The 23,967-nt window shown below is 65.4% G+C and carries 21 protein-coding genes; 1 reads left to right on the plus strand and 20 read right to left on the minus strand.

The window, feature by feature from the left end; translation table 11 throughout:
- Nucleotides 1–60: 60 nt before the first annotated feature.
- From ACTODO_RS06405 to ACTODO_RS06485, 17 genes are all read right to left on the minus strand, one after another.
- Complete coding sequence (locus tag ACTODO_RS06405) at nucleotides 61–1,650, minus strand: P-loop NTPase family protein (RefSeq protein ID WP_244262532.1); 1,590 nt, start codon at nucleotides 1,648–1,650, stop codon at nucleotides 61–63.
- The gene (locus ACTODO_RS06410; protein WP_003792508.1) at nucleotides 1,647–3,299 is read right to left on the minus strand and encodes a dynamin family protein; all 1,653 of its coding nucleotides are present in this window, start codon (nucleotides 3,297–3,299) and stop codon (nucleotides 1,647–1,649) included. The genes ACTODO_RS06405 and ACTODO_RS06410 overlap by 4 nt, the downstream gene beginning before the upstream one ends.
- Nucleotides 3,300–4,652 (minus strand): histidine--tRNA ligase, encoded by a 1,353-nt coding sequence (gene hisS / locus ACTODO_RS06415; protein WP_003792509.1) that lies wholly within the window; start codon nucleotides 4,650–4,652, stop codon nucleotides 3,300–3,302. It abuts the gene before it with no gap.
- Nucleotides 4,653–4,679: 27 nt separating this feature from the next.
- On the minus strand, nucleotides 4,680–5,399 hold the full coding sequence (locus ACTODO_RS06420) for an MBL fold metallo-hydrolase (RefSeq protein ID WP_003792511.1): 720 nt from the start codon (nucleotides 5,397–5,399) through the stop codon (nucleotides 4,680–4,682).
- Nucleotide 5,400: 1 nt separating this feature from the next.
- Nucleotides 5,401–6,735: a DUF349 domain-containing protein gene (locus ACTODO_RS06425; protein WP_003792512.1), complete on the minus strand. Its 1,335-nt coding sequence runs from the start codon at nucleotides 6,733–6,735 to the stop codon at nucleotides 5,401–5,403.
- Nucleotides 6,736–6,900: 165 nt separating this feature from the next.
- On the minus strand, nucleotides 6,901–9,201 hold the full coding sequence (locus ACTODO_RS06430) for a RelA/SpoT family protein (RefSeq protein WP_208853694.1): 2,301 nt from the start codon (nucleotides 9,199–9,201) through the stop codon (nucleotides 6,901–6,903).
- A gap of 78 nt (nucleotides 9,202–9,279) precedes the next feature.
- Nucleotides 9,280–9,819: an adenine phosphoribosyltransferase gene (locus ACTODO_RS06435; protein WP_003792514.1), complete on the minus strand. Its 540-nt coding sequence runs from the start codon at nucleotides 9,817–9,819 to the stop codon at nucleotides 9,280–9,282.
- On the minus strand, nucleotides 9,816–10,904 hold the full coding sequence (secF, locus tag ACTODO_RS06440; protein ID WP_003792515.1) for a protein translocase subunit SecF: 1,089 nt from the start codon (nucleotides 10,902–10,904) through the stop codon (nucleotides 9,816–9,818). Before secF ends, ACTODO_RS06435 begins: the two co-directional genes overlap by 4 nt.
- 1 nt (nucleotide 10,905) lies before the next feature.
- Entirely contained in the window at nucleotides 10,906–12,885 is a 1,980-nt protein-coding gene (gene secD / locus ACTODO_RS06445) for a protein translocase subunit SecD (RefSeq protein WP_034512219.1), read from the minus strand.
- Between the two features lie 26 nt (nucleotides 12,886–12,911).
- Nucleotides 12,912–13,319 (minus strand): preprotein translocase subunit YajC, encoded by a 408-nt coding sequence (locus ACTODO_RS06450; protein ID WP_003792518.1) that lies wholly within the window; start codon nucleotides 13,317–13,319, stop codon nucleotides 12,912–12,914.
- A 179-nt stretch (nucleotides 13,320–13,498) separates the two neighbouring features.
- On the minus strand, nucleotides 13,499–14,539 hold the full coding sequence (ruvB, locus tag ACTODO_RS06455; RefSeq protein ID WP_003796528.1) for a Holliday junction branch migration DNA helicase RuvB: 1,041 nt from the start codon (nucleotides 14,537–14,539) through the stop codon (nucleotides 13,499–13,501).
- A 4-nt stretch (nucleotides 14,540–14,543) separates the two neighbouring features.
- Nucleotides 14,544–15,149 carry a Holliday junction branch migration protein RuvA gene (gene ruvA / locus ACTODO_RS06460; RefSeq protein ID WP_034512225.1) on the minus strand — a complete coding sequence of 202 codons (606 nt, stop codon included), beginning with the start codon at nucleotides 15,147–15,149 and terminating at the stop codon, nucleotides 14,544–14,546.
- Nucleotides 15,150–15,204: 55 nt separating this feature from the next.
- The gene (ruvC, locus tag ACTODO_RS06465) at nucleotides 15,205–15,834 is read right to left on the minus strand and encodes a crossover junction endodeoxyribonuclease RuvC (protein ID WP_003792522.1); all 630 of its coding nucleotides are present in this window, start codon (nucleotides 15,832–15,834) and stop codon (nucleotides 15,205–15,207) included.
- Nucleotides 15,834–16,427, minus strand: a complete 594-nt coding sequence (pdxT, locus tag ACTODO_RS06470; RefSeq protein ID WP_003792523.1) for a pyridoxal 5'-phosphate synthase glutaminase subunit PdxT — start codon at nucleotides 16,425–16,427, stop codon at nucleotides 15,834–15,836. Before pdxT ends, ruvC begins: the two co-directional genes overlap by 1 nt.
- On the minus strand, nucleotides 16,421–17,323 hold the full coding sequence (pdxS, locus tag ACTODO_RS06475; RefSeq protein ID WP_003792524.1) for a pyridoxal 5'-phosphate synthase lyase subunit PdxS: 903 nt from the start codon (nucleotides 17,321–17,323) through the stop codon (nucleotides 16,421–16,423). Before pdxS ends, pdxT begins: the two co-directional genes overlap by 7 nt.
- 2 nt (nucleotides 17,324–17,325) lie before the next feature.
- On the minus strand, nucleotides 17,326–18,087 hold the full coding sequence (locus ACTODO_RS06480) for a YebC/PmpR family DNA-binding transcriptional regulator (protein WP_003792525.1): 762 nt from the start codon (nucleotides 18,085–18,087) through the stop codon (nucleotides 17,326–17,328).
- A gap of 148 nt (nucleotides 18,088–18,235) precedes the next feature.
- Nucleotides 18,236–18,718 carry a SixA phosphatase family protein gene (locus ACTODO_RS06485; RefSeq protein ID WP_034512227.1) on the minus strand — a complete coding sequence of 161 codons (483 nt, stop codon included), beginning with the start codon at nucleotides 18,716–18,718 and terminating at the stop codon, nucleotides 18,236–18,238.
- 32 nt (nucleotides 18,719–18,750) lie between these two features.
- On the opposite strand from ACTODO_RS06485, the gene ACTODO_RS06490 reads away from it, so the two are divergent.
- Entirely contained in the window at nucleotides 18,751–18,984 is a 234-nt protein-coding gene (locus ACTODO_RS06490; protein ID WP_003792528.1) for a hypothetical protein, read from the plus strand.
- Here the strand turns inward: ACTODO_RS06490 and ACTODO_RS06495 are convergent.
- From ACTODO_RS06495 to ACTODO_RS06505, 3 genes are read right to left on the minus strand one after another with little or no spacing between them, the layout of a single operon-like run.
- Nucleotides 18,972–19,643, minus strand: coding sequence for a histidine phosphatase family protein (locus ACTODO_RS06495; protein ID WP_003792529.1), 672 nt, complete (start codon nucleotides 19,641–19,643; stop codon nucleotides 18,972–18,974). The two genes, ACTODO_RS06490 and ACTODO_RS06495, sit on opposite strands and share 13 nt — an antisense overlap.
- Complete coding sequence (locus ACTODO_RS06500) at nucleotides 19,640–22,576, minus strand: bifunctional [glutamine synthetase] adenylyltransferase/[glutamine synthetase]-adenylyl-L-tyrosine phosphorylase (protein ID WP_003792530.1); 2,937 nt, start codon at nucleotides 22,574–22,576, stop codon at nucleotides 19,640–19,642. The genes ACTODO_RS06495 and ACTODO_RS06500 overlap by 4 nt, the downstream gene beginning before the upstream one ends.
- Nucleotides 22,573–23,913: a glutamine synthetase family protein gene (locus tag ACTODO_RS06505; RefSeq protein ID WP_003792532.1), complete on the minus strand. Its 1,341-nt coding sequence runs from the start codon at nucleotides 23,911–23,913 to the stop codon at nucleotides 22,573–22,575. The genes ACTODO_RS06500 and ACTODO_RS06505 overlap by 4 nt, the downstream gene beginning before the upstream one ends.
- Between the last annotated feature and the right edge of the window lie 54 nt (nucleotides 23,914–23,967).

Consider the following 23,967-nt stretch of genomic DNA (forward strand, 5'->3'; position numbering starts at 1 on the left):
GGCGCGTGGTCGGCGAACTCACTGTCAGCGAATCGTCCGCCCATTGCGGCGGGACGACACTCAGACGGGCAGGCGAGCGAGGAACGAGGCGATCGTCACCTGCCGATTGTCCTCGGAACGCAGGGGAGCAACGACGAGTCGATCGACCGCATCGCGGCACAATCCCCGCAGGTCACGCATCACGACACGTCGACGGCGCGATGCAGCCCACCGGGCGAGTGCTCGGCTCGCACACGCGCAGAGCACCGTGATCAACAGGCACAGCGCGACCAGGGCCGTCGGAAGCGGAATCGGCCCGATCGCGGGGACCCGAACATCGATGAGGACAGCCCTGCCCAGGTGCACGAGGACGATCCACGCGACACCCACGACAACGCCGAGCCACGCGAGCAGCTGCGCACCACCCAGCGCACGACACAGCGCCGGGGCTCCGGTCGAGACGCGAATGTGCTCCGCAACCTTACGGTGCGCTGCGTCAGGGACCTCTCGCGCCCCGCAGAGCGCACGCTCGACCAGCGCCGCACGCCAACGGGCGGGACGCGCCTGCGCGCGCTCCCCAATCGCCCCCCGAACGGCGTTGACGAAAGCAGCTTCATCGGAGGCGGACCGAGTCGGCAACGTCGGAGTCGTCGCCCCCTCGGCACGCGACTCATCATCCAGATGCAGGCGGCGCAGCGGGTCCACACCCGTACGCGCCAGCCAGCGCAACGGTAGCCAGCCGCCCGCCCGGCGTCCGGCTCGCAGCGTCGAGTCAGCCACGGCCTCGGCGATAATCGGAGCACCCGCGAGGTCGGCGGCCGTGCCAGCCAATTCGGCGGCCAGGCCATCGGTCTCGAGGCCTCGGACCGTTCCGGTCAGCTCCAAGGACTCGCGCAGTATCCGGGAGGCCTCACGCAGCGCAGCACGCGCGCGTGACGCCTGGCGTGAGACCCGCTCGGCCTCGCGCGTCAGGTGCTTGATGAGCGTGCGCATTCCTTCACCCGTCGTCGCCGATACCGCGAAGACCTCGGCATCAGCCATGCCACGATCACTCAGCAGACGATGCAGATCCTGCTCGATCGCATCACGCTCGGGCAAGGAAATGGTATCGATGTGCGTCAGGACGACCGTCACCGAGGCATGCGACGAGCGCAGGCGCACCAGCCACTCGTCGTGCAGACGCGCGTCCGCGTACTTCTGCGGGTTGACGACAACGACGAGCGCGTCGACGCGCGACGCCAGACGATCGGCGATGTCCGCATGACGGGCATCAACCGAATCAATGTCCGGCAAATCAACGACGACAGTGTCGCCAGGCAGCGCTTGCGGCGCCTCCACCCGACGACCGATATCCAGCCACCCCAGCAATTCCTGCGGTTCTCGGCCTCGCGGCAGCACGGCGCATGCCTCGTTCGTCGTGGGGCGCCGAACACCCGCAGTGACGACCTCTCCACCGCTCAGCACGTTGACGAGGGAGGACTTGCCGGCACCCGTACCTCCCAGCATGCCGATAACGCACCAGGACGGGTCGACCTCACTGCGTTCGGCGGTCACATCAATGAGATCGCGAATGTGCGCCAGAGTCTGCTGATCGAGGTCCGGTGCTGCCAGGGTGCATATCTCGTCAAGCTGCTGGGCAGCCGATGCCACGGGGTTCGTTGCTCGCCTCACGCCAGCACCTCCCGAGCTCTCTCCTCAGCCACCGCCAGCTTGTCGATGAGAACCCTGTCGGAAGCCCGATCGAGGCTCGCGCTCACCGGGGCAACGACAGCCGACAGAGACTCTCCGGCGAGGCGTTCGAGCGCCGCACGGGCTTGCTCGGCCAGCGAACGAACTGTGCGTTCACCGAAATAGGCTTCCAGGATTGTCTGGGACAGGGCTGCCGATGCCCCGGCGATACCGACTTCAACACCGGTGAGACCACCGGTCATCGTAAACGCGGCCACCATCAGCGAGACCGTCACGACGTTGATGCCGCCCGCGAGCATGCGCCCGCTGACCCGCGAGGACTCGGCCTGGCCACGAATGATCTGCGTGACCTCACGCGTCCACTCCTGCGCCACTGTGCGTGCGCGCTGCTCTGCCGCATCGACGTCGAGCAGCTCATCGAACGTAGACGTGTCCACGACCGTGCGCGCCCTGCGCAGGGATTCACCCCACGCCCGGTGGTATTGGTCTGCCAAATGCTGCGCAAGGCCTCCGGTCAGATCGCGCTGCACCTGAACGTCCGGGGCTGCCTGTCCACGAAATGCACCCATCACGCGCGAACTCAGACCAGAAAACACACGCGAGACGGTCTTGGACATATCCCACGAGCCCAGTACCTCGGCGATGCGTGCGCTTACTTCGCCGCGCAGTACGTCATCACTCGACGTGGAGGACACTTCCCGGGCATAGGAAGCAACGAGCTGCTCGATATCGCCGGCGGCCGCCTCGAACTCACGGTTGCGTTGCCTCGCAGCCTCCAGTGCGCGCGTCGTCTCCTCCAACGACGAGGCGACGGCACCGGACAGCGATCGACGTACGATAGCGGCACGTTCCTCGGCATCGCGTCCGATTCCCTCCAGGTAGGACCCGATCGGCGCGATTGCTTCGGCGGACAGGCGCCCATCGCTGAGGGGCTGTTCCTCGACCGTATAAATCGCGACCTCACCCAGGCCACGCCGGCGAGCCAACGAGGCCAGATCCTCGCGAATTTCCTGCACCGCCCCAGGGGGGACGCGGTTGAGTACGATGGCGACACGCAATCCGCGGCTCGCGGCTTCCTCCAGGTGTTTCCACGCCACCGCATCCGCGTAGCGGGCCGCGGTCGTGACAAACACCCACAGATCTGCGCCGTCGAGCAGCTCTGCAGCCAGGCGACGGTTTCCGTCCTCGACGGAATCGATGTCTGGCGCGTCCACAATGCCCACGGCAGGCCACAGCGTCTTCTCGACAGCGATCGTGATCGCGTCGAGGCTATCCCCACCCGAGCCCTCGCTCTTCGCCAGTCTCGGCAGCACTCGGTCCGACATGAACCACTCGCGTGCCTTGGGCGCGCAGACCAACACGGGGCGCCGAGTCGTCGGACGCACCGCGCCCGCCCGACTCACGTTTCGGCCAAGCAACGAATTGACGAGCGTCGACTTACCAGACCCCGTCGAGCCACCGACGACCACCAGCACGGGTGCATCCGCATCCTCGAGGCGCGGCAACACGACGTCCTGCAGGCGTCGCAGCGCGCGCTCCGCGTCGCCACGACTCCCTTCCGGAATGGCATGGAGCGTTTCCTCAAGGGCATGCGCCAGCGAGCGAGCTGCTTCAACCGCCGTGAGGGACACTCAGTCGGTCACCTTCTCGATAGTAGGGACCGCGTCGGCCTCGGGCAGGACCCACGTGTGCGGATCGGCGTCCACCTGCTCGCCACTGCGAATGTCCTTCACCGTGTCAGCGCTACCCTCCTCGCCCGGGAACCAGACGAAGGGGATGCCGCGCTTATCGGCGAACTTGATCTGCTTGCCGAACTTTGCGGCGCTGGGAGCAACGTCCGTTGAGATGCCGCGCGAACGCAGCACAGCGGCAATCGCCTCCGAGCGCTCACGTTGCTCCTCCGCGATGACCGCGACGACGACCGCCGTGGGCACCTTGCGAGAGGCCCTCACCATCGGCGCGGAAATCATGCGCGACACGAGGCGCGAGACGCCGATAGACAGGCCGACGCCCGGGTAGGTGCGCTTGCCGTCCTTCGCCAGGGAGTCGTAGCGTCCGCCCGAGCAGATCGAGCCGAGAGCCTCATGACCTTCGATCTCCGACTCGTACACGCTGCCCGTGTAGTAATCGAGACCGCGAGCGATCTTGAGGTCCGCGACGACCGCACCCGGCATCCGCTTGTTCGCGGTATCGAGGAGTTCGGTCAGCTCCTTCAGGCCCTCGTCCAGCAGTTCGCCGCCCACACCGAGGTCGGCCAGACGCGCGCGCACCTCTGAAGACTCGGACGTGCGGATCTGCGCCATCTGGAGCAGAACGGATGCCTGCTCGCCATCAATGCCGGACTGAGCCAGCTCGGCGGCCACACCCTCCGGGCCGATCTTGTCGATCTTGTCGAGGCCGCGCAGGGCAGCCTCAACGTCCGTGACCCCGAGGGACTCACACACGCCCTGAACGACCTTGCGGTTATTCACAAGCACGCGCACGTGCGGGATCGGCAGGTTATTCAGAGCCTCGGCCATCACCAGCGGCAGGTCCACCTCGAAGTGGAACGGGAGTTCACCGTTACCCACGACGTCGATGTCCGCCTGCGTGAATTCACGGAAGCGACCGTCCTGGGGACGCTCACCGCGCCACACCTTCTGGATCTGGTAGCGCTTGAACGGGAAATCCAGCTCGTTCGCGTTCTCGACCACGTAGCGGGCGAAGGGAACCGTGAGGTCGAAGTGCAGACCCATGCCCTTGTCCTTGGGAGCGCGTGCACCGGCCGCCGCGGCCTTCAGGGCCTGCAGGCGTTCAAGCACGTAGATCTCCTTGGAGGTCTCCCCCTTTGCTTCCAACTGCTCGAGGGTCTCGACCGCACGGGTTTCGATGCCCGCGAAGCCGTGCAATTCAAACACGCGACGCAGCTCGTCGAGGACGTGCATCTCAATGATGCGGCCCTCCGGGAGCCATTCGGGGAAACCTGACAGGGACGTGCGAGCCATTAAGCGTTCTTTCTATGACGAAGGTGGTTAGCCGATGCGACGAGCGCGAATCAGATACTGGTTTGAGCGTATCTCATCTGCGAGCGTGGTCGCCGGGCCGTGTCCGGGAACAAGGACGGTGCGAGGATCGAGAGCGTTGGAAATCGTGCGCAAAGAATGTCGCATCTGAGTTTCGTCGCCCCCGGGCAGGTCGGTGCGCCCGACGCTGTCCTTAAACAGCACGTCTGCGCTCATCGCCCACGGAACCGCCTCATCGGAACAGTAGAAGGACTGGTTGTTGACCCGGATATCGAGCGGGCTCTCCCCCAGGAAGACAGCCGATCCCTCGGTATGACCGGGTGCGGGAACCATGCGCAGCCACACGCTGGGGCACACCTCAAACGAATCTGAGGGCACCTCACGCAGGTCGGCTGGCTTGACCCACTCCCCCACAAAGTCGGGCAGCGGCATCGGCAGGAACGAGGCCGGGGCATCCATGCGGTACATGTCAGGTCCCGGCACGTACACGGGAACGGTGCCTCCGTCCACTCCCCAAGTGGACACCGCGGCCGCGTCCCAGACGTGGTCGGGGTGTCCGTGTGTCAGAAGCACCGCGCCCACGCTGACACCCTCAAGCTCGAGGACCTCGCGGATCAGGTGTTGAATTCCCGCTGAAGGGTCGACGACAAGGGCAGTGCCCGCCCCGGAAGGGACGAGCACGAGCCCATTCGCCGCGTAGAAAGGCGATGGAATAACGTGAAGGCGCATGTCACTCCATGGAGGAGGAGATCTGCGCGAGCCAGGCGCGCTTGGTCTCAAGAGCCTCGCGCACGTTCCTGGCGGCCTTCTCGTCGCCCTTGGCCTCGGCCTCGGACAGAGAACGCTCGAGCTGAGCGATCTGCTCCTCAAGCTGACCCACCATGCCGGCCGCGCGTGCGCGCGTCTCGGGGTTGGTGCGGCGCCATTCCTTCTCTTCGGCCTCGCGGACGGCGGCCTCAACGGCACGCAGACGACCCTCGATGCGGTGCAGGTCGGCGGACGGCACGCGGCCCACCTCTTCCCAGCGGTCCTGGATCTGACGCAGCTGAGCCTTCGCGCGATCAATGTCGGTCACTGGCAGGATGGCCTCAGCATCAACGAGGATCGCTTCCTTCGCGACGAGGTTGTCGCGGTACTCCGCGTCGGTGGCCTCGTCCTTGGCGCGGCGAGCGTCGAAGAACACCTGCTGGGCGGCGCGGAAACGTGCCCACAGCGCGTCGTCTTCCTTACGCGACGCGCGAGGGGCGGCCTTCCAGCGGTTCATGAGCTCACGGTAGGCACCGGAGGTACGCGACCAGTCCACGGACGAGGACAGAGCCTCGGCCTCAGCGATCAGGGCTTCCTTCACTCGCTTAGCCTCGGACTGGGCCTGATCGAGCTGCGAGAAGAACTGGCGGCGGTGACGGTCGAACTGGGTGCGCGCGGAGGAGAAACGCTTCCACAGCTCATCCTCGATGGCCTTCTCCAGGCGCGGGCCGCGGCGCTGCAGGTTCTTCCACTCATCAAGGAGGTCGCGCAGGGTCTGACCCGACTGCTTCCAATGGGTCTTGGCGGGATCCTGGGCGACAATAGCCTCGGCGCGCTCAACGACAGAAGTGCGCTCGGCGAGAGCAGCAGCCTTGGCGGCCTTACGCTCCTCACGGGCGATTTCCTTACGCTCCTCGGCGGCCTTCTCAACCGCCGCAACGCGCTCGCGCAGCGCCGGGATGTCGCCGATGACATTCGGGGAGGCGACCTGCTCGCGCAGCGTTGCGAGAGTCTGGTCGATGTCGCGCGGGCTCAGCGTGCCCAGGCGATCCTCAAAAAGCTTGATGGTGGCTTCGAGGTCTGCGTAGCGACGCTCGTACAGAGCGTAGGGAGAAGCAGGAATGCCCTCGGGGAAGCCGCCGATAACGCGCTCCTCGTCTCCATCCTTGACGTAGACAGTGCCGTCCTCGCCGATACGGGCGAAGGGGTGCTCGGGCACCTCGGAAGCAGCAATCGTCGTCGAGACCGCGGCCTCCTCAATCGTCGACGGGGCAGCTTCGGGAGCGGTTTCGTTATTCGGAATCGGCGTCGTGGTCACGATATTCCTTCTGAGACGAGGGCTTACGCCCGGCGCGGGTGCGTGCCGATGTGACACACACATCTAGTGTGTCACATCTAACGAGCAGGGGAAAGCTCATCACCCAAAAGGGGACGGATGTAACACCCTTTTCACGCGAATCGACGCAGGCCGCCCGCGCCTCGTCTATGAATCGGCGCCGATGCGCACCGCCTCGAAGACCCCATCGACCCGACGAAGGGCGGACAGGACCGCGTTCAGGTGCCCGAGGTCGGCCAGTTCGAATGAGAAGTTACCCGAGGCGACCTGATCTCCGTCGGTCTTCAGCGCGGCGGCGAGAATGTTGACGCGATAGTCAGACAGCACGCGCGTCAGATCCGAGAGCAGTCCGCCACGATCGAGAGCACGCACCTCAATCTGCACCCGGAACGGAGCACCCAGCCCCTCCTCGTTCCAGGACACGTCGACGAAGCGTTCGGGCTGCAGCTGTTCTAGACGGACAGCGTTCGCGCACGTACTGCGATGCACCGAGATACCCTGGCCTCGGGTAATAAAGCCGACGATGTCATCTCCGGGCACCGGCGTACAGCACTTGGCGAGCTTGACCCAGATCTCGTTCGGACTCAGACCGGCGACGGTGATCGCCGCATCGCCCGAGGCTTCGGAGCGTGGCTTCTGAGAACCCGGGGTCACGGCCTCGGACAGCGTCTCCTCCGTGCCGTCTCCCCCACCCAGGTTGTCGACCAGCTTGGAGACGACGTTCTGTGCGGAGATATGGCCCTCGCCGACAGCTGCGTACAGGCCGGACACGTCGGGATAGCCGAAGGACGTCGCGACCGACAGGATCGACTCGTGGCTCATGAGGCGCTGGAGCGGCAGGTTCTGCTTGCGCATCGCGCGGGCAAGCGCCTCTTTTCCGGCCTCCACAGCTTCCTCGCGGCGCTCCTTGGAGAACCACGCCTTGATCTTGGAGCGCGCACGCGGAGAGGCGACAAAAGCCAGCCAGTCGCGCGAAGGTCCGGACTTATCTGACTTAGAAGTCACGACCTCGACCGTCTCGCCCGACTCGAGGCGTGTATCCAGGGAGACAAGGCGGCCGTTGACCTTCGCGCCCACCGTGCGGTGGCCGACCTCCGTGTGCACCGCATACGCTAAGTCGACGGGCGTCGAACGCGCCGGCAACACGATGACCTGGCCCTTCGGCGTAAACACGTAGACCTCATCGCCGGCGATCTCGAAGCGCAGCGAATCGAGGAACTCCTCAGGATCGCCCGTCTCGCGCTCCATCTCGACCAAAGCACGCAACCAGTTCGCCTGCTCGTCAGAGCTCATGCGATCCGCGTCGCCACTCGAAGCGTTTGGGTTCTGCTTGTACTTCCAGTGCGCGGCGACGCCATGCTCGGCGCGCTCATGCATGTCGAAGGTACGGATCTGGATCTCCACCGGCTTGCCACCGGGTCCGATAACCGTCGTATGCAGCGACTGGTAGAGATTAAACTTCGGCATCGCGATGTAGTCTTTGAAACGGCCGGGAATCGGGTTCCAGCGCCCGTGCAGCGCCCCCAGCACGCCGTAGCAATCCTTGATCGACTCCACCAGTACACGCACAGCCACCAGATCGTAGACCTCATCGAAGGCCTTGCCGCGCACGATCATCTTCTGGTAGATCGAGTAGTGGCTCTTCGGACGGCCACTCACCGTCCCCTTCGTGCCCGAACGACGCAAATCCTCTTCGATCTGGTCGATGACATCTCGCAGATATTCTTCGCGCTGGGGTGCCCTCTCCGTGACGAGGCGGTCGATCTCCTCGTAGATATCCGGGTACAGCGTCTTGAACGACAGCTCCTCAAGCTCCCACTTCACCATGTTCATGCCGAGGCGATGAGCCAGGGGTGCATAGATCTCCAGCGTCTCCTTCGCCTTCTTTGCCGCCGACTTGGCGGGCACGAACCGCCACGTGCGGGCATTATGCAGTCGGTCGCCGAGCTTGATGAGCAGCACACGGATATCGCGGCTCATCGCGACGAGCATCTTGCGCAGCGTCTCAGACTGGGCAGCGGCGCCGTAGTGCACCTTGTCGAGCTTGGTGACGCCGTCAACGAGGTTGGCAATCGCCTCGCCATATTCGGCAGCGAGCTGCTCAAGCGTGTAGTCCGTGTCCTCGACCGTGTCATGCAGCAGCGCTGCGACAAGCGTCGGGGTCTTCATGCCCATCTCCGCGAGGATGGTCGCAACGGCGACCGGATGGGTGATATACGGTTCACCGGACTTGCGCACTTGACCGCGGTGATGTTCCTCGGCTGTACGGTAGGCCCGCTCGACGACGCTGATGTCCGCCTTCGGATGGTTCGCCCGCAGGGCGCGCACAAGCGGCTCAATCTCGGGGATTGTGGCACGTCCGCGTGAGCCAAACCAAACGAGGCCAGAGCGCACTCGGGAACCGGCCGCGGGAAGTGCGGATCCTGAAGTCATGTCGTCGCTGCTCATGGCCCCATGATAGCGACGAACGAGCGGGTCCGGGGATCGTGACGATCCCCGGACCCGCTCGCTGTCAAGAAACGACGCTTAGAGGTGTAGCGCGCTCTCCACCGTCACATCCGTCAGCACCGAGCGACCGCCGAGCGCATCGAGTTCCAGGAGAACGGCCACGGCCTCGACGGACGCGCCGCACTGGCGCAGCAGCTTCACCGCCGCGTTCGCTGTGCCGCCCGTCGCGAGCACGTCGTCGATGATGAGGACGCGCTGGCCCTCGTGGACCGACTCGGGGTGCATTTCCATGCGCGCCGTGCCGTACTCAAGTTCGTAGTCGACGCCGATCACGTGGCCGGGCAGCTTGCCAGCCTTGCGGATCGTCAGCATTCCGAGGCCAAGCTCGGCGGCCACGGGAGCGCCGAGGATGAAGCCACGCGACTCAAGACCCGCGACTGCGTCGATGCGACCCGCGTAGCGAGCGCCGATCAGCTCAACCAGTTCCTTGAATGCAGGGCCGTTCGCAAACAGCTCAGTGATATCACGAAACAGAACGCCGGGTTCCGGAAAATCCGGGATTTCCAGCATGTTGCTTCGCACCAGAGTGGCGATGCGCTCGCCGAGCTCACCGATCATCGATGATTCTTCTTCCTGTGGGGCTGATTCTCGTTGCCCAGGCGCTTGCCGGGCTTGATAGGAGCCACCTTCACCGATGCGGAGGCGCCCGGCGTGTCAGCGGCGTGGCGGCCCTGACGTGCCCGGTCGACGGCCGCGTTGTGCTCGCGGGTCTTGGCCGACAGCTCCTGGAAGGTGACCAGAAGCGGCGACGCGATGAAGATCGACGAGTAGGTACCGGCGATCATACCGACAAACAGGGCCAGCGAGATATCCACCAGGGTACCCGGGCCAAGGGCCACGGAACCGATGATCAGAATCGCGCCGACGGGGAGAAGCGCCACAACCGAGGTGTTGATCGAACGAACCATCGTCTGGTTGACTGCGAGGTTCACGTACTCGGCGAAGGTGTAGTGCTTCTGCTCGTAGACGTCCGAGGTCAGCTCACGCACCTTGTCGAAGACGACGACGGTGTCATAGAGCGAGTAACCCAGAATCGTCAGGAAGCCGATCACGGTTGCAGGCGAGACCTCGACCTGCAGGATCGCGAACACACCGATGGTCACGGCGATGTCGTGCACCAGCGCGAGCAGCGCAGACGCAGCCATGCGCCACGAGCGGAAGTACACCGTCATCAGCAGGGCGATGAGCGCCATGAAGATGACGAGCGACTGAGCGGCCTTAGTGGTGACCGAGGAACCCCAGGAGGGGCCGATCGAGGAGGACTGTACCTCGGTCGCATCCACTCCGTACGCGCTGGCCAGCGCGTCACGCATCTGAGCGGTCTGCGCGGAATCCAGGGACGACGTCTGGATTCGGACCGAGTCCGCGCCCACGCGAGTCACCTTCGGGGTGCCCTCAACGAGGCCGGTGGAGGTGACTGCACGCGAGGCGAAAGACTCGCTCTGATCGCTCACGTGAGCGACATCGAACTGCGAGCCTCCGGTGAACTCAATCGAGCGGTTCAGGCCAAGGATCGCGACGAGCGCGAAACCGAGAACGAGCACCGCGGCGGCGAGGCCGACGAAGACCTTGCGCTTGGGAACGACGGCATAGGACTTCTCGCCCGAGTACAGGGCGTTACCCCACTGAGCAAAACTCATCATGTCAGTTCTCCTCTTCCTCGGTCACGCCTGCAGCGCTATCCGTTGTCTCGACGGAAGCGTCATCAACGGTCTCTTCGTCCTCGGCCTTCGCCGCGGCGAGGCGGGCGGCACGGCGTCGCTCGGCAATCGACAGACCGTCGCCGGCCTCGTCGCTCTTGTCCTTTGTCGTCGCGGATTCACCACGCACGACCACGCGTCCGCGACCCGCGTACACGAGCGAGTTCTTCGCACCCAGGTGCTCGGGGTCCAGACCCGAGAGCTTGTGGCCTTCGCCGAAGAAGCGAGTGCGGATCAGCAGCTCCATCATCGGGTGGGTGAACAGGAAGATCACCGCGATGTCAATAATTGTCGTGATGCCGAGGGTGAAGGCGAAGCCCTGAACGCCACCAACGGCGAGCAGGTAGAGAACCGCGGCCGCAACCAGGTTGACCGCGTCGGAGACCAGGATGGTGCGCTTGGCGCGATCCCAGCCCTCTTCGACGGCGGCGCGCAGCGGTCGTCCGTCTCGGACCTCGTCTCGAACACGTTCGAAGTAGACGATGAACGAGTCCGTGGTGACGCCAATTGCCATGATCAGACCGGCGACGCCTGCCAGCGAGAGGCGGTAGCCCATCGCCCACGACAGCAGCGTGATCACCAGGTAGGTGATGATCGCGGCAACGACCAACGAACCGGCAGAAATAATCGCGAGGCCGCGGTACTGCCAAATCAGGTAGAGGATCACCAGCAGGAAGCCGATGAGGGCCGCCCACAGACCAACGGTCAGGTGATCCGTGCCGATCGTCGCAGAAATCTGCTGCTCGGACTCGACCTCGAAGTTCAGCGGGAGCGAGCCGAACTGCAGCTGGTTAGCCAGCGCTCTCGCAGACTGCGCGGTGAAGTTGCCGCTGATCTGCGCCTCACCGTTCGTAATGATGGCCTGCATCGACGGAGCGGTAATCACGGTTCCATCGAGAACGACCGCGAACGAGTTACGGTCCGGGCTGCCACGATAGGACGACCCCTGGGGGTCCGAATCGTGGTAGCCGTACAGGATTGTCGAGGTCTCCTTGAACTTCTCGGCGCCCTCGTGGTTGAACCGCAGCGAGACAATCCACTGACCGGTCGACTGTCCGGTGCCGTTCGTTGCGATGGCCGCGCTCGCAGCCTCCAGATCCGAACCGGGAACGGCCACGGGGCCCAGGATGTACTTGACCTGGCCGGACTCGTCGCAGGCGGCGTAGGGCTTGTCAGCGGCGCCCTCGACGCGCTTCACATCGGCGGATGCCGAGCAATCGAGCGTCAGGAAGTCGTACATGACCTGCTCGGTCACCCAGGCGAGATCCGACGCATTCTCGGGAGTCGTCGCAGGAGTGTCGGACAGAACGCCGTCGCCATCCGCGTCGGCAGCGCCGCGAGCGGTCGCCTCATCCAGGGCAGTGGACTGAACGCCGGACTGAGCCTTATCAGCCGCGCCAGCGCCGCTCTGCTCGCCCGACTGGCCACCGGACTGCGCACCGCTCTGTTCGCCCGACTGGGCACCGGACTGCGCACCCGACTGAGGGGTATCCACCTGCGGCTGCTGCTGGTTCTGGAGAATGCCCTGCGCAGGCCCAACACGCAGCACCGGGCGGAAGTTCATCTGCGAGGACGAACGGATCAGATCCAGCTGCTCCTGGGACGGGGTGCCGGGGATCGACACCATGATATTAGAGCTACCCATCGAGGAGATCTCAGACTCGGACACGCCGGACGCGTCAATACGATTACGAATAATCGCGATCGCCTGCGTGATATCTTCCTCGGTGATCGCACGCTGTCCCTCCGACGTCGGGGTCGGTGTCAGGATCAGCTGGGTACCACCCTTAAGGTCAAGGGCCAGGTCGGGATACGGGGACACGCCCTTCACGAAGTGCCCGATCGCAAGTGCCGCGCACGCCGCCACGATGGCGACGGTCAGGGTCACGAGCGCGCGCACGGGGCGTCGCTTATGTGATGACACGGTTCTACTTTCCGTTCAGCCTTGAGTTACTTCTGCTGCTCGTCGGTGTCGCGCACGTCGAAAGACTGGGCGTCTTCCTGATCGAGGCCGAGGACAGATGCGTCCTCCTCGACGGTCTCCACCTCGTCGGCGTCCGCCCCAGCCTGCTCCGCGTCAGCGAGCGGCGGCTGGCCACCGATCTCGGCGATGAATTCACGTTCCCAGTACATCTCGTGTCCGTTAGAGGTCTCCAGGACAACAATGTCGCCGTCGAGGTCAACAAAACGACCCCAGAAGCCCACGCGGGTACGCACCCATTCTCCGGGGGTGACGGCTGCGAGCTGGTCACGCTTTTCCTGTTCCAGCTTCTGCATCTGCTGCCTGCGGGAGCGCGAGCTCCACATCATGAAGACGATGAGGAAAGCTGCCATGATCAGGAGCATGTAGTTGTTCATAAAGGCTGATTCACTTTCGATGACGGTCTAGCGCTTCGAGCGCACTTTGCCAGTCTAATGCCCGAGCAGGGTTTTAGCCTAAGTGATCAACGTGTGGCGCGGCGCGAGACGCCTCCGGAGCCGTTTTGACACTCCACACGTGCCCGCGGCCTGCACGGATAGGGACGAGGCTCACTCCCCTAGTCGAAGAGGCCACCGTCCGGCGCGGGCGGAGTGAGGCCGAGGTGGGCCCATGCCTTGGCGGTTGCCATGCGTCCGCGGTTGGTGCGCACGAGGAACCCTTCGCGCACGAGGTAGGGTTCCGCGACCGTTTCGACCGTTTCTGCTTCCTCGCCGATCGTCACCGACAGGGTCGTGAGGCCAACGGGACCACCGGCGAAACGACGGCAGATGGCCTCGAGGACCGCGCGGTCGAGGCGGTCGAGGCCGGAGGGGTCAACTTCAAACAGCTCGAGGGCACCGCGCGCGGCCTCGAGGGTCAGCTGCCCGTCGCCATGCACCTGGGCGTAGTCGACGACGCGACGCAGGAGGCGGTTCGCGATACGAGGCGTTCCACGCGAACGCGAGGCGATCTCGTGGGCGGCCTGCGCGTCAATGGGCGAACCCAGCAGCGAGGCGGAACGGGTGACCACCGACTGGAGCTCATCGGTCTCGTAGAACTCGAGATGGGCCGTGAAGCCGAAGCGGTCGCGCAGCGGAGCCGGCAGCAGGCCCGATCGCGTCGTGGCGCCGACGACGGTGAAAGGCGGCAGAGTCAGCGGGATCGATGTCGCGCCGGGCCCCTTGCCCACGACGACGTCGACACGAAAGTCCTCCATGGCGAGGTAGAGCATTTCCTCGGCGGTTCGCGCGAGGCGGTGGATCTCGTCGATGAAGAGGACGTCGCCCTCTTGGAGGCCGGAAAGAATCGCGGCAAGGTCACCAGCGTGCTGGATCGCGGGGCCGGAGGTCAGTCGCAGGGACGTTCCCATCTCCGCGGCGATGATCATTGCCAGCGTCGTCTTGCCGAGTCCCGGAGGGCCTGCAAGCAGGACGTGGTCGGGGCTGGCCGAACGCATCCGCGCGGCGTCGAGGACGAGCTGCAACTGGCCTCGAACGACGCGCTGACCCACGAACTCAGAGAGCTTCTTGGGGCGTAGCGCGGCCTCGGCTGCCCGCTCGAGTTCGCCGGCGTCGGGGGCGACGATGCGCATCGCATCGACGTCGAAACCGGAATCCATCTGATCAGCCACGGCCACCTCCCAGCGTCACGAGGGCGGCGCGCAGCATGTCGGATGCGCCAAGACCACTGCCCGCGAGTTTCTCGATGGCCTTGGCAGCCTGTGCCTCGGACCATCCCAGGCCGACCAAGGCAGCGCTGACCTCGGAGGCGACGGCGTCCTCGGTGGGCGCGGGGGCGGCTGCTGTTTGCGCGCCCGGCAGTGCTGCCGGGGTGCCCAGCTTGTCGCCGATTTCCAGGGCCATGCGCTGGGCTGACTTCTTGCCCACGCCTGGGATCCGCTGAAGAGTGCTCAGGTCCTGGTCGCGCACCGCGCGGCGCAGGTCGTCGGGGCGCAAGACTGCAAGTGCGGCGAGCGCGATCTTCGGGCCGATGCCCGACACCGACAGCATCTTCGTGAACACGTCCCGCTCATCGGCGGACTCGAAACCGTACAGCGTCATCGAGTCTTCGCGCACGATCATTGACGTGAACACGGTCATCTCCTGATCGCGCGAGGCGCCCTGGGCAAAGGCGGGCGTCACGTGCACGCGAAAGCCGATGCCTCCCACCACGATATCGATGTGGTCGAGGCCGACGCTCGCAACTGTGCCGCGCAGAATGGAGATCACTGCGTTCCTTTCGTTCATGGGTCGCCCGCGTACGCGGGCGAACATATGTACGATTCTAGCCGCGCCTACGCCTCGGATCGACGGCACCCGTTCGGCGTTGCGCGGCCTGGGCCTCAGCCCACGCCTTTTGGGCGGGCGTCATGGATCCGCGGGCGGTCAGGCGACCCGAGATCGAGACGGCGACCGACGAGTCCTCGGGGGCGCCGAGCAAGCCTGTCCCCCGCCACGCGTGCGTAATCGCAATGGCAAGAGCGTCCGCAGCGTCCGCGGGCTTAGGAGCCTTGGCGAGGCCAAGGATGCGTGCGACCATCGCCTGCACCTGCGCCTTGTCCGCGTTTCCGTTACCAGAAACGGCGGACTTCACCTCGGAGGGCGTGTGGACTGCCATCGGCAGTCCGGCGCGACCCACGCACGTCATCGCCGCGCCCATGACCTGCATCGTCGTGGTCACCGACTGGAGGTTGTCCTGCGCGAAGACGCGTTCGATGGCGGCGACCTCCGGCTCGTAGCGTTCGATGACGCTATCGATCGCGTCCGCGATCGTCCGCAGCCGGAAGTGCGTCGCCAGGTCCTTATCGGTACGGGCGACACCGACGTACACGAGCGAGGCACGCCGCGACGCATCGACGTCAACGACGCCGAGGCCGCAGCGCGTCAGGCCGGGGTCGATGCCCATGACGCGCATCAGGCGCACGCCACCATATCGACAAACATCGCGTGAATCCGATCGTCTCCGCCCACCTCGGGATGGAACGACGTCGCCATGACGTTGTCGCGGCGCACGCCGACGATCGGGCCGTCAGTGCTGTTACCGGCGCGCGCAATGACCTCGACGCCCTCGCCCACCGACTCGACCCACGGGGCGCGAATGAACACGGCGTGGAAGGGACCACCCTCGAGACCCTCGACGTCCAGGTCCTCCTCGTAGGAGTCGACCTGACGACCGAAGGCGTTACGGCGCACGACCATGTCGAGCGCGGCGAAAGAACGCTGGTCCTCACGTCCGTCCAGGATCGACGACGCGAGCATGATCATGCCCGCGCACGTGCCGTAGACCGGCAGGCCGGAGGCGATCCGGTCGTTGAGCGTGTCAAACAGACCAAAGGAGAGCAGGAGGTTCGACATGGTCGTCGACTCGCCGCCTGGGATGACCAGGCCGTCGACCTGGTCGAGCTCAGAAACCCTGCGCACAAGCAGCGCGCGGGCGCCGGAGTTTTCCAGCGCCCGCGCGTGCTCTGCGACGTCGCCCTGCAGGGCGAGGACGCCGATGGTCACCATCCGCGCTCCGCGAGGCGGTGATCGACCGGCAGGTCGTCGACGTTAATGCCGACCATGGCCTCGCCCAGGCCACGGGAGACCTCGGCGATGACGGACGGATCGTCGTAGAAGGTCGTAGCCTTGACGATGGCGGCCGCGCGCTTGGCGGGATCGCCGGACTTGAAGATGCCCGAGCCGACGAAGACGCCCTCGGCGCCCAGCTGCATCATCATGGCAGCGTCGGCGGGGGTGGCAATGCCACCGGCCGTGAAGAGCACGACGGGGAGGCGACCCTCGCGGGCGACCTCGGCGACGAGCTCGTAGGGGGCCTGCAGTTCCTTGGCCGCAACGTACAGCTCGTCCTCGGGCAGGGAGGTCAGGTGGCGGATCTCGTCGCGGATCTTACGCATGTGCGTCGTCGCGTTGGAAACGTCGCCGGTGCCGGCCTCACCCTTGGAGCGGATCATGGCCGCGCCCTCGTTGATGCGGCGCAGCGCCTCACCGAGGTTGGTCGCACCGCAGACGAAGGGAACGGTGAAGTTCCACTTGTCGATGTGGTGGGTGTAGTCGGCGGGGGTCAGGACCTCGGACTCGTCGATGTAGTCGACGCCGAGGGACTGCAGAACCTGCGCCTCAACGAAGTGGCCAATGCGGGCCTTGGCCATCACGGGGATGGACACGGCCTCGATGATGCCTTCGATCAGATCGGGGTCGGACATGCGGGCCACGCCACCCTGGGCGCGGATGTCGGCGGGCACGCGCTCGAGGGCCATGACGGCCACGGCGCCCGCGTCCTCGGCGATCTTCGCCTGCTCGGGGGTAACGACGTCCATGATGACGCCACCCTTGAGCATCTGGGCCATACCGCGCTTGACCTGCGGGGTGCCGACCTCGCGCTTAGCGGTCGAATCGCTCATGTTCACTCCTGCTCTTCCAGCTGGGCACGAACCTCGTCCGACAGGGACATGTTCGTGTAGATGTTCTGCACGTCATCGGAGTCCTCGAGGGCGTCGATGAGCTTGTTAACCTTGAGGGCGCCCTCGAGATCAAGCTCGACCTCGGTGGAGGCGACGAACTGGACTTCGGCGGAGTCGTAGTCGATGCCGGCGTCCTGCAGGGCGGTACGCACGGCAACGACGTCCTTGGGGTCGGACTCGACGATGAAGATCTCGCCGGCTTCCTCAACCTCTTCGGCGCCCGCGTCCAGGACAGCCATCATGATGGATTCCTCGTCCACACCGTCGGCGGCGGGAACCTCAACGATGCCGCGACGCGAGAACAGGTAGGACACCGAACCGGGGTCGGCGAGCGAGCCGCCGTGGCGGGTGAATCCCAGGCGAACGTCGGAGGCGGCGCGGTTGCGGTTGTCGGTCAGACACTCCACCAGGAAGGCGACGCCGCCCGGGCCGTAGCCCTCGTACATGATGGTCTCGTAGTTGGCACCACCGGCCTCGGCACCGGAGCCGCGCTTGACGGCGCGGTCGATGTTGTCGGCGGGAACGGAGTTCTTCTTCGCCTTCTGGATGGCGTCGTACAGGGTCGGGTTGCCAGCGGGGTCGCCACCGCCCGTGCGAGCTGCAACCTCAATGTTCTTGATGAGGCGCGCGAAGAGCTTGCCGCGCTTGGCGTCAATAGCGGCCTTCTTGTGCTTGGTGGTCGCCCACTTAGAGTGTCCCGACATCACTTCTCCCTGTTGGGTGGATAGATACCGCCATATTCTAACGCGCTTGCGGCCCCCATCCGCATCCGGGCGGGCGTCACGTGGACAAACGTAAACACACTCACAGGAACGATGGACGAGGCGGGGCCCTCATCCGCGGGCTCGTGACCTACCGGGTGGGCGGGGTCAGCACCGCGCGCAGGGTGCAACTGGAGGGGGTCAGATTCTCCCAGGTTCCATCGAAGGTGAGGATGAGCGCCGTCGCGGTCGGTACACCTCGGGCTACCTCTCCCCGATCATTCTCGCGCGCCAGCACATAACCGGCGCCGGAGATAGTGGGCTCGTGACCGACGATGAGTGCATTGCAGCCCTCGAAAGTACGCGCCAGGGTCAGGATGTCCTCCTCGTCGGCGTTGTAGACGCCGCGGTCGAACCAGCTCTCACGGATCGACACGCGCTGACTGACCTGAGCGAAGGTCTGCTGGGCGCGCGTCGCGTCCGAGCACACCGCGACATCGAATGCGCCGATCTCGCGAGATAAGACACCGCCGAGACGCGCGGCCTGATCGACGCCCACGCGTGTGAGGGGTCGAGAGTGATCGGGGTATGAATATGCGGCCTGCGCGTGGCGAACGAGAACGAGGGTTGGCATACTTCCAAGCGTAACCGCACTGGGAGGACACCATGGCACTGGGAGTCGAAGCCGCATCGGGCATCTGCTCGGCGCGTGAATGCACGAACGCCGCGATCTACCGCATCGACTGGCGTAACCCTGCGATCCACCACGCCCGCACGAAGACGTGGCTCGCGTGCGAAGACCACCTGTCGTACTTGCGCAACTACTTCACGTACCGCTCGTTCCCTTTCGAGGTGTCAGCCTTCGTTGCACCCGATCAGGAGGAGCCTCAAGACCACTGATCGAGGGGACGGTCGTTCCAGATCAGGGCGCGGAGCCCCTTCGCCAGCTCGTCCGCGGAGGACGGGGTGAAGTCGGGCGCCCACTCGAAGGTGGACGTGCCCGTGTTGGACATGAAGTGCTTGGAGACGAGGTCCTCGTCGATGTCGGTGGACAGCCACGTGGCCAGCAGGCGCGTGAGGGCACCGTGGATGACGAACACCGCGACGGCCTCGTCCCCCGCTTGCTCGCGTGCGGCCAGGCCCACCCGACGCACGGTCTCCAGCGAGCGGGCCAGGGCCTCGCGCCCGCTTTCGCCGCCGGGCATGCGATTATCCAAATCCCCGGCGCACCACGACAGGGTCGTGCGCACGTAGAGGGACTGCGATGCCGGGTCGGCCGCCATTTCGAGGTCGCCGGAGCGTAGCTCGCGGATGCCGGGGTGTACCTGCGGAGTCAGCCCGTAGGCGCTCGCCAGCGGGGCCGCGGTCAGGCGCGTACGGTGCAGCCCGGACAGTGCGATGACGGTGGGAGGCGGCGCAACCTCGGACTCCCATCGATCCGCGAGGCGCTGGGCCTGGAGGAGTCCTTCGGGAGTCAGCCCGAGGCCAGGGCGCACCGTGTCGAGCGCACCGAGGCGATTCGCGGGGGTCTGTCCGTGCCGTACCAGCACAATCTTCACTGCTGCTCCCAGAAAAGTCGTTCCATGACGGCGCGCGCTTTGCGTCCAGCGCGCAGCCAGTCGTCTTCGAGGGCGTTCAGCCCGCCGCTACCGTACCCGAGGATCGCTGCGAGGGCACGCAGCTCCGCGCTGTCACGAGGCAAGACGTCGAGCTTCACACCGCTCATGCGGCCACTTGCCAGCGTGTTGGCCGCGCGAATACGGGTTGCCATGTCCCACGCATCGAGAAGAGTCTGCGCGTCTTGAGCACTGATCAGCTCGTGCTCCCGAGCGCTCAGGATCGCCTGCGTCGTCGAGGGTGTACTCAGTGCGGGGTTGTTCATTCCAGCACGCATTTGAATGAGCTGGATCGTCCACTCCACGTCCGTGAGGCCGCCGGGGCCGAGCTTCACGTGGCGAGCGGGCTCGATGCCGCGCGGCAAACGCTCGTTCTCCATGCGGGCTTTGAGCAAGCGAATGTCTCGCACCTCCGACTCACTCACTCCCCGATAGGCGAGCTCATCGAACAGTGCCCGTGCAGAATCGGCGAGGCTCCCCTCACCGATCGGGCGCGCACGCACCGCCGCCTGGCGCTCCCAGGTTGACGCCCACCGCTGCGCATACTCACGATGCGACTCAATCGTACGGCTCATCGGGCCATTCTTGCCCTCGGGACGCAGGTCAAGGTCGACGACAATGCCCAGCTGGTTTGTCGCCGAGCCGAGAAGATTCTTCACGCGGTTGACGATCACCGTTGCGCTGGCCGCCGCCTCCGCCTCGGTGGCACCCCCGACGGCCTCATGCAGGGCAACCACGTCGGCATCCGAGGCGTACGAGCACTCGCGTCCGCCGTAGCGCCCCATCGCGACAAAGACAACGTTTGCCCGCTCCTCACCCCAGCGCTCAGTTTCCTCCCGCTGGGCGATGGCGAGGGCTCCGAGTATTGCCGCATCCGTGGCGTCGGCGATCGCATTCCCGCGCGGATCGACGCCGCCCAGCAGGTCGCTCATCGCGCAACGCGTGAGCTCACGCGTGCGCACGGCTCGGACTCGAGCGGCCGCCTCGGCCGCGTCCTCGTGACGGTCAATGAGGGCCGCAACTTCCCGAGCTAGCCGATGCGGCTCGCGCGGCGCCAGCTCACCATCATCGTCGAGCCAGGCCACGGCCTCGGGACGCTTGGCGAGCGCCTCTGCAATCCAGCGGGAGTTCGGGAGCATGGTCGTGAGCCTATGGGCGGCGACGCCCGAGTCACGCAGAAGCGCGAGGTACCAGTGCGAATCCCCAATGTCTTCGGACAGGATGCGGAAGTTCAACAGACCCATGTCGGGGTCGGCGCCTCCGGCGAGCCACGAGATGAATACCGGAAGCAGGTGACGCTGGATCGCCGCGCGCCTGCTCGTCCCCTGCGTGAGGGCTCCAATGTGAGTGAGCGCTCCCGCCGGATCCCGGTAGCCGATCGCGGCCAGTCGGTCGCGCGCGCCATCTGCGTGCAGGAATACCTCGTCCTCGCTCAGCGATGCAGTCGCGGCGATGATCGGGCGATAGAAGACGTCCTCGTGCAAAGCGCGCACGCGAGTGCGCACCTCGTCGATAGCGGCACTGATCGACTCAGCATCCGCGAAGCGAGCGGTCCCCATCGCACGCCCAAGGACACGCAGCTCCCGTTCCTTGTCCGGAATCAGGTGCGTGCGACGCATGCGGGGCAGCTGAGTACGGTGTTCGACAGCGCGCAGGAATCGGTAGCACGAGGCGAGCTGTTGCGCGTCGCTACGCGCGATGTAGCCACCCTCGCGCAACGCTTCAATCGCCTCTAGCGTCGACCTCACACGCAGAAAGGCGTCGGTGCGACCGTGAACAAGCTGGAGCAGCTGAACCGTGAACTCGACGTCACGCAAGCCGCCGCGCCCGAGCTTGAGCTCACGCGACGCATGCGAACGCAAGATGTTGTCCTCGACGCGACGGCGCATCGCACGCGCCGCCTCGACGAATCCTTCGCGCGTCGCGGCGCTCCACACGTAGGGCTGTGCGGCTTCCTCAAAGGCACGCCCGACGGCCTCGTTCCCCGCACAGGCACGCGCCTTGAGCAGCGCCTGGAACTCCCAGGTCTGCGCCCACTTATCCCAGTACTGGCGGTAGGACTCGACGGTGCGTACGAGCGCTCCGTTGCGCCCCTCGGGCCGCAGATTCGCGTCCACCGTCCACAGTGGAGCTTCGGTTCCGGGCCCCGAGCAGGCGGATGCCGTCGCCGCAGCGAGACGTGTCGCGATCTCGAGGGCCACGCGTTCGTCCCCGTCTGCCCCGGCCTCGGCGACGTAGACGACGTCGACGTCGGAGATGTAGTTGAGTTCGCGTGCTCCCGTCTTACCCATCGCGATGATGGCGAAGGGGATACGCCCCTGCGGGTCGATATCCCGCCTCGCCAGGGCAAGGCCGGCCTCAAGGGTCGCGTCGACCAGGTCGGCGATGCGCCGACCGACCTGGGGCATGAAGCCTTCAGGATCATCGCTCGTCAGGTCATCGGCGGCCAGGTACAGCAGCACCTGGCGATACGCGCCACGCAGATCGTCCACCCGGGCGTCCTCAGAGGCGACGAAAGCGCCGCGCTCCCCTCGCGTCGCCCCCACAGACGCGAGCATCACGCGCGCGGCGTCGCCGGGATCCTCCCACGTCGATCGAGCACGGCCGGGCTCGACAACAACGTAATCGCCCAGCCACTGGCTGCCGCCCAGGACGGCGCACAGGCGAGCGCGCGCACGCGAATCATCGACGAGTCCCTGCACGAGGCCGGAGTCCGCCTCGTTCAGACGGATCGCCGCCAGCAACCCCTGATCGGGGTCGGCACTGGCTCCCAGGTCCGCCGCCCATACCTCGGCTCCACCCGGAAGCTCCTCGAAATAGTCGAGTGCTCGGCGAGGGTCCAGGAATCCGGCAATCCGAAGTTCGTCAGGTGTCACCGGGGAACGACCTTCAGGAATTGCTCAAGCTCCTGGCGAGTAATCTGCTGGCGGTATTCCGTCCATTCCTTGCGCTTGTTGCGGATGACGTAGTCGAACACCTGCTCACCGAGCGTAGAGGCCACCAGGTCGGAACTCTTCATGGCACGCACGGCGTCCGCCAACGATGCGGGCAGGGCGTGAATGCCCATGACCTGACGTTCACGATCCGACAGGTCCCACACGTTGTCCTCGGCCTCGGGCATGAGCTCCATCTTCTTCTCGATACCGTCGAGCCCAGCCGAGATGAGGACGGCGAACGCCAGGTAGGGGTTCGCGCTCGGGTCGGGGGCGCGGTACTCGATGCGTGCCGCCGCGGCCTTCTTCGGCTTGTAAAGGGGAACGCGCACGAGAGCCGAGCGATTCAAGTGGCCCCAACACACGTAGGAGGGAGCTTCTCCCCCGCCCCACAGGCGTTTGTAGGAGTTGACATGCTGGTTGGTGATGGCCGCGATCTCCTCGGCGTGAGCAAGAAGGCCAGCGATGAACTGGCGCCCCGTCGTGGACAGGCGATACTGCCCCGCAGGAGAGAAGAACGCATTTTCTTCGCCCTCAAACAGCGACAAGTGCGTGTGCATGCCCGAGCCGGGGTGCTCAATGAAAGGCTTGGGCATGAACGTCGCAACGAGCTCCTCGCGTAGCGCGACCTCCTCAATAAGGGTGCGCGCAGTCATGATGTTATCCGCTGCGCGCACGGGGTCAACGGCTCGCAGGTCAATCTCGTTCTGTCCCGGCCCGCCCTCGTGGTGCGAGAACTCGACCGGAATCGCCATGTCCTCGAGCATGCGCACGGCGCGGCGACGGAAGTCGTTCGAATCGCCACGTGCCACGTGGTCAAAGTAGCCAGCCTGATCGACGGGGATCATGCGATCGGGCGTCACCGGCTGACGCAGGAGGTAAAACTCGATCTCCGGGTGAATCATGACCCGGAACCCGGCGTCGGCGGCACGCTGCACCGCGCGCTCGAGAACCCCTCGAGGATCTGAGGGAGCCGGGCGCCCGTCAGGCATGAGGACGTCGCAGAACATGCGGGCCACCGGGTCTTCGTTGGAACGCCATGGGAGCAACTGGAACGTCGAGGCATCGGGCTTCAGCAGCATGTCCGACTCGTAGACACGTGTCATGCCTTCGACGGCCGACCCGTCGAAGCCAATCCCCTCACTGAACGCCTCCTCGAGCTCTCCGGGATCGATCGAGATCGACTTCAAGACGCCCGCAACATCCGTGAACCACAAACGGATAAAGCGAATATTCTTCTGCGCGACCTCGCGCAGCACGTACTCCTGATGCGAATCCACCGGTATCCTCCCGTTGAGAAAAGAACGGGCCGACCGCAGGGACTGCGGTCGGCC

The organism is Schaalia dentiphila ATCC 17982 (assembly GCF_000154225.1).
Taxonomy (GTDB): Bacteria; Actinomycetota; Actinomycetes; order Actinomycetales; family Actinomycetaceae; genus Pauljensenia; species Pauljensenia dentiphila.

Bases quoted from the DNA above. Each gene is read 5' to 3' on its own strand.
- ACTODO_RS06490 (WP_003792528.1), top strand. From the start codon at position 18,751: ATGGCACTGGGAGTCGAAGCCGCATCGGGCATCTGCTCGGCGCGTGAA.
- pdxT (WP_003792523.1), bottom strand. From the start codon at position 16,427: ATGGTGACCATCGGCGTCCTCGCCCTGCAGGGCGACGTCGCAGAGCAC.
- ACTODO_RS06450 (WP_003792518.1), bottom strand. From the start codon at position 13,319: ATGAACAACTACATGCTCCTGATCATGGCAGCTTTCCTCATCGTCTTC.
- ACTODO_RS06430 (WP_208853694.1), bottom strand. From the start codon at position 9,201: ATGAGCAGCGACGACATGACTTCAGGATCCGCACTTCCCGCGGCCGGT.
- ACTODO_RS06435 (WP_003792514.1), bottom strand. From the start codon at position 9,819: ATGATCGGTGAGCTCGGCGAGCGCATCGCCACTCTGGTGCGAAGCAAC.
- pdxS (WP_003792524.1), bottom strand. From the start codon at position 17,323: ATGAGCGATTCGACCGCTAAGCGCGAGGTCGGCACCCCGCAGGTCAAG.
- hisS (WP_003792509.1), bottom strand. From the start codon at position 4,652: ATGGCTCGCACGTCCCTGTCAGGTTTCCCCGAATGGCTCCCGGAGGGC.
- ACTODO_RS06480 (WP_003792525.1), bottom strand. From the start codon at position 18,087: ATGTCGGGACACTCTAAGTGGGCGACCACCAAGCACAAGAAGGCCGCT.
- ACTODO_RS06420 (WP_003792511.1), bottom strand. From the start codon at position 5,399: ATGCGCCTTCACGTTATTCCATCGCCTTTCTACGCGGCGAATGGGCTC.
- secF (WP_003792515.1), bottom strand. From the start codon at position 10,904: ATGATGAGTTTTGCTCAGTGGGGTAACGCCCTGTACTCGGGCGAGAAG.
- ruvC (WP_003792522.1), bottom strand. From the start codon at position 15,834: ATGCGCGTCATGGGCATCGACCCCGGCCTGACGCGCTGCGGCCTCGGC.
- ACTODO_RS06485 (WP_034512227.1), bottom strand. From the start codon at position 18,718: ATGCCAACCCTCGTTCTCGTTCGCCACGCGCAGGCCGCATATTCATAC.
- ruvB (WP_003796528.1), bottom strand. From the start codon at position 14,539: ATGGATTCCGGTTTCGACGTCGATGCGATGCGCATCGTCGCCCCCGAC.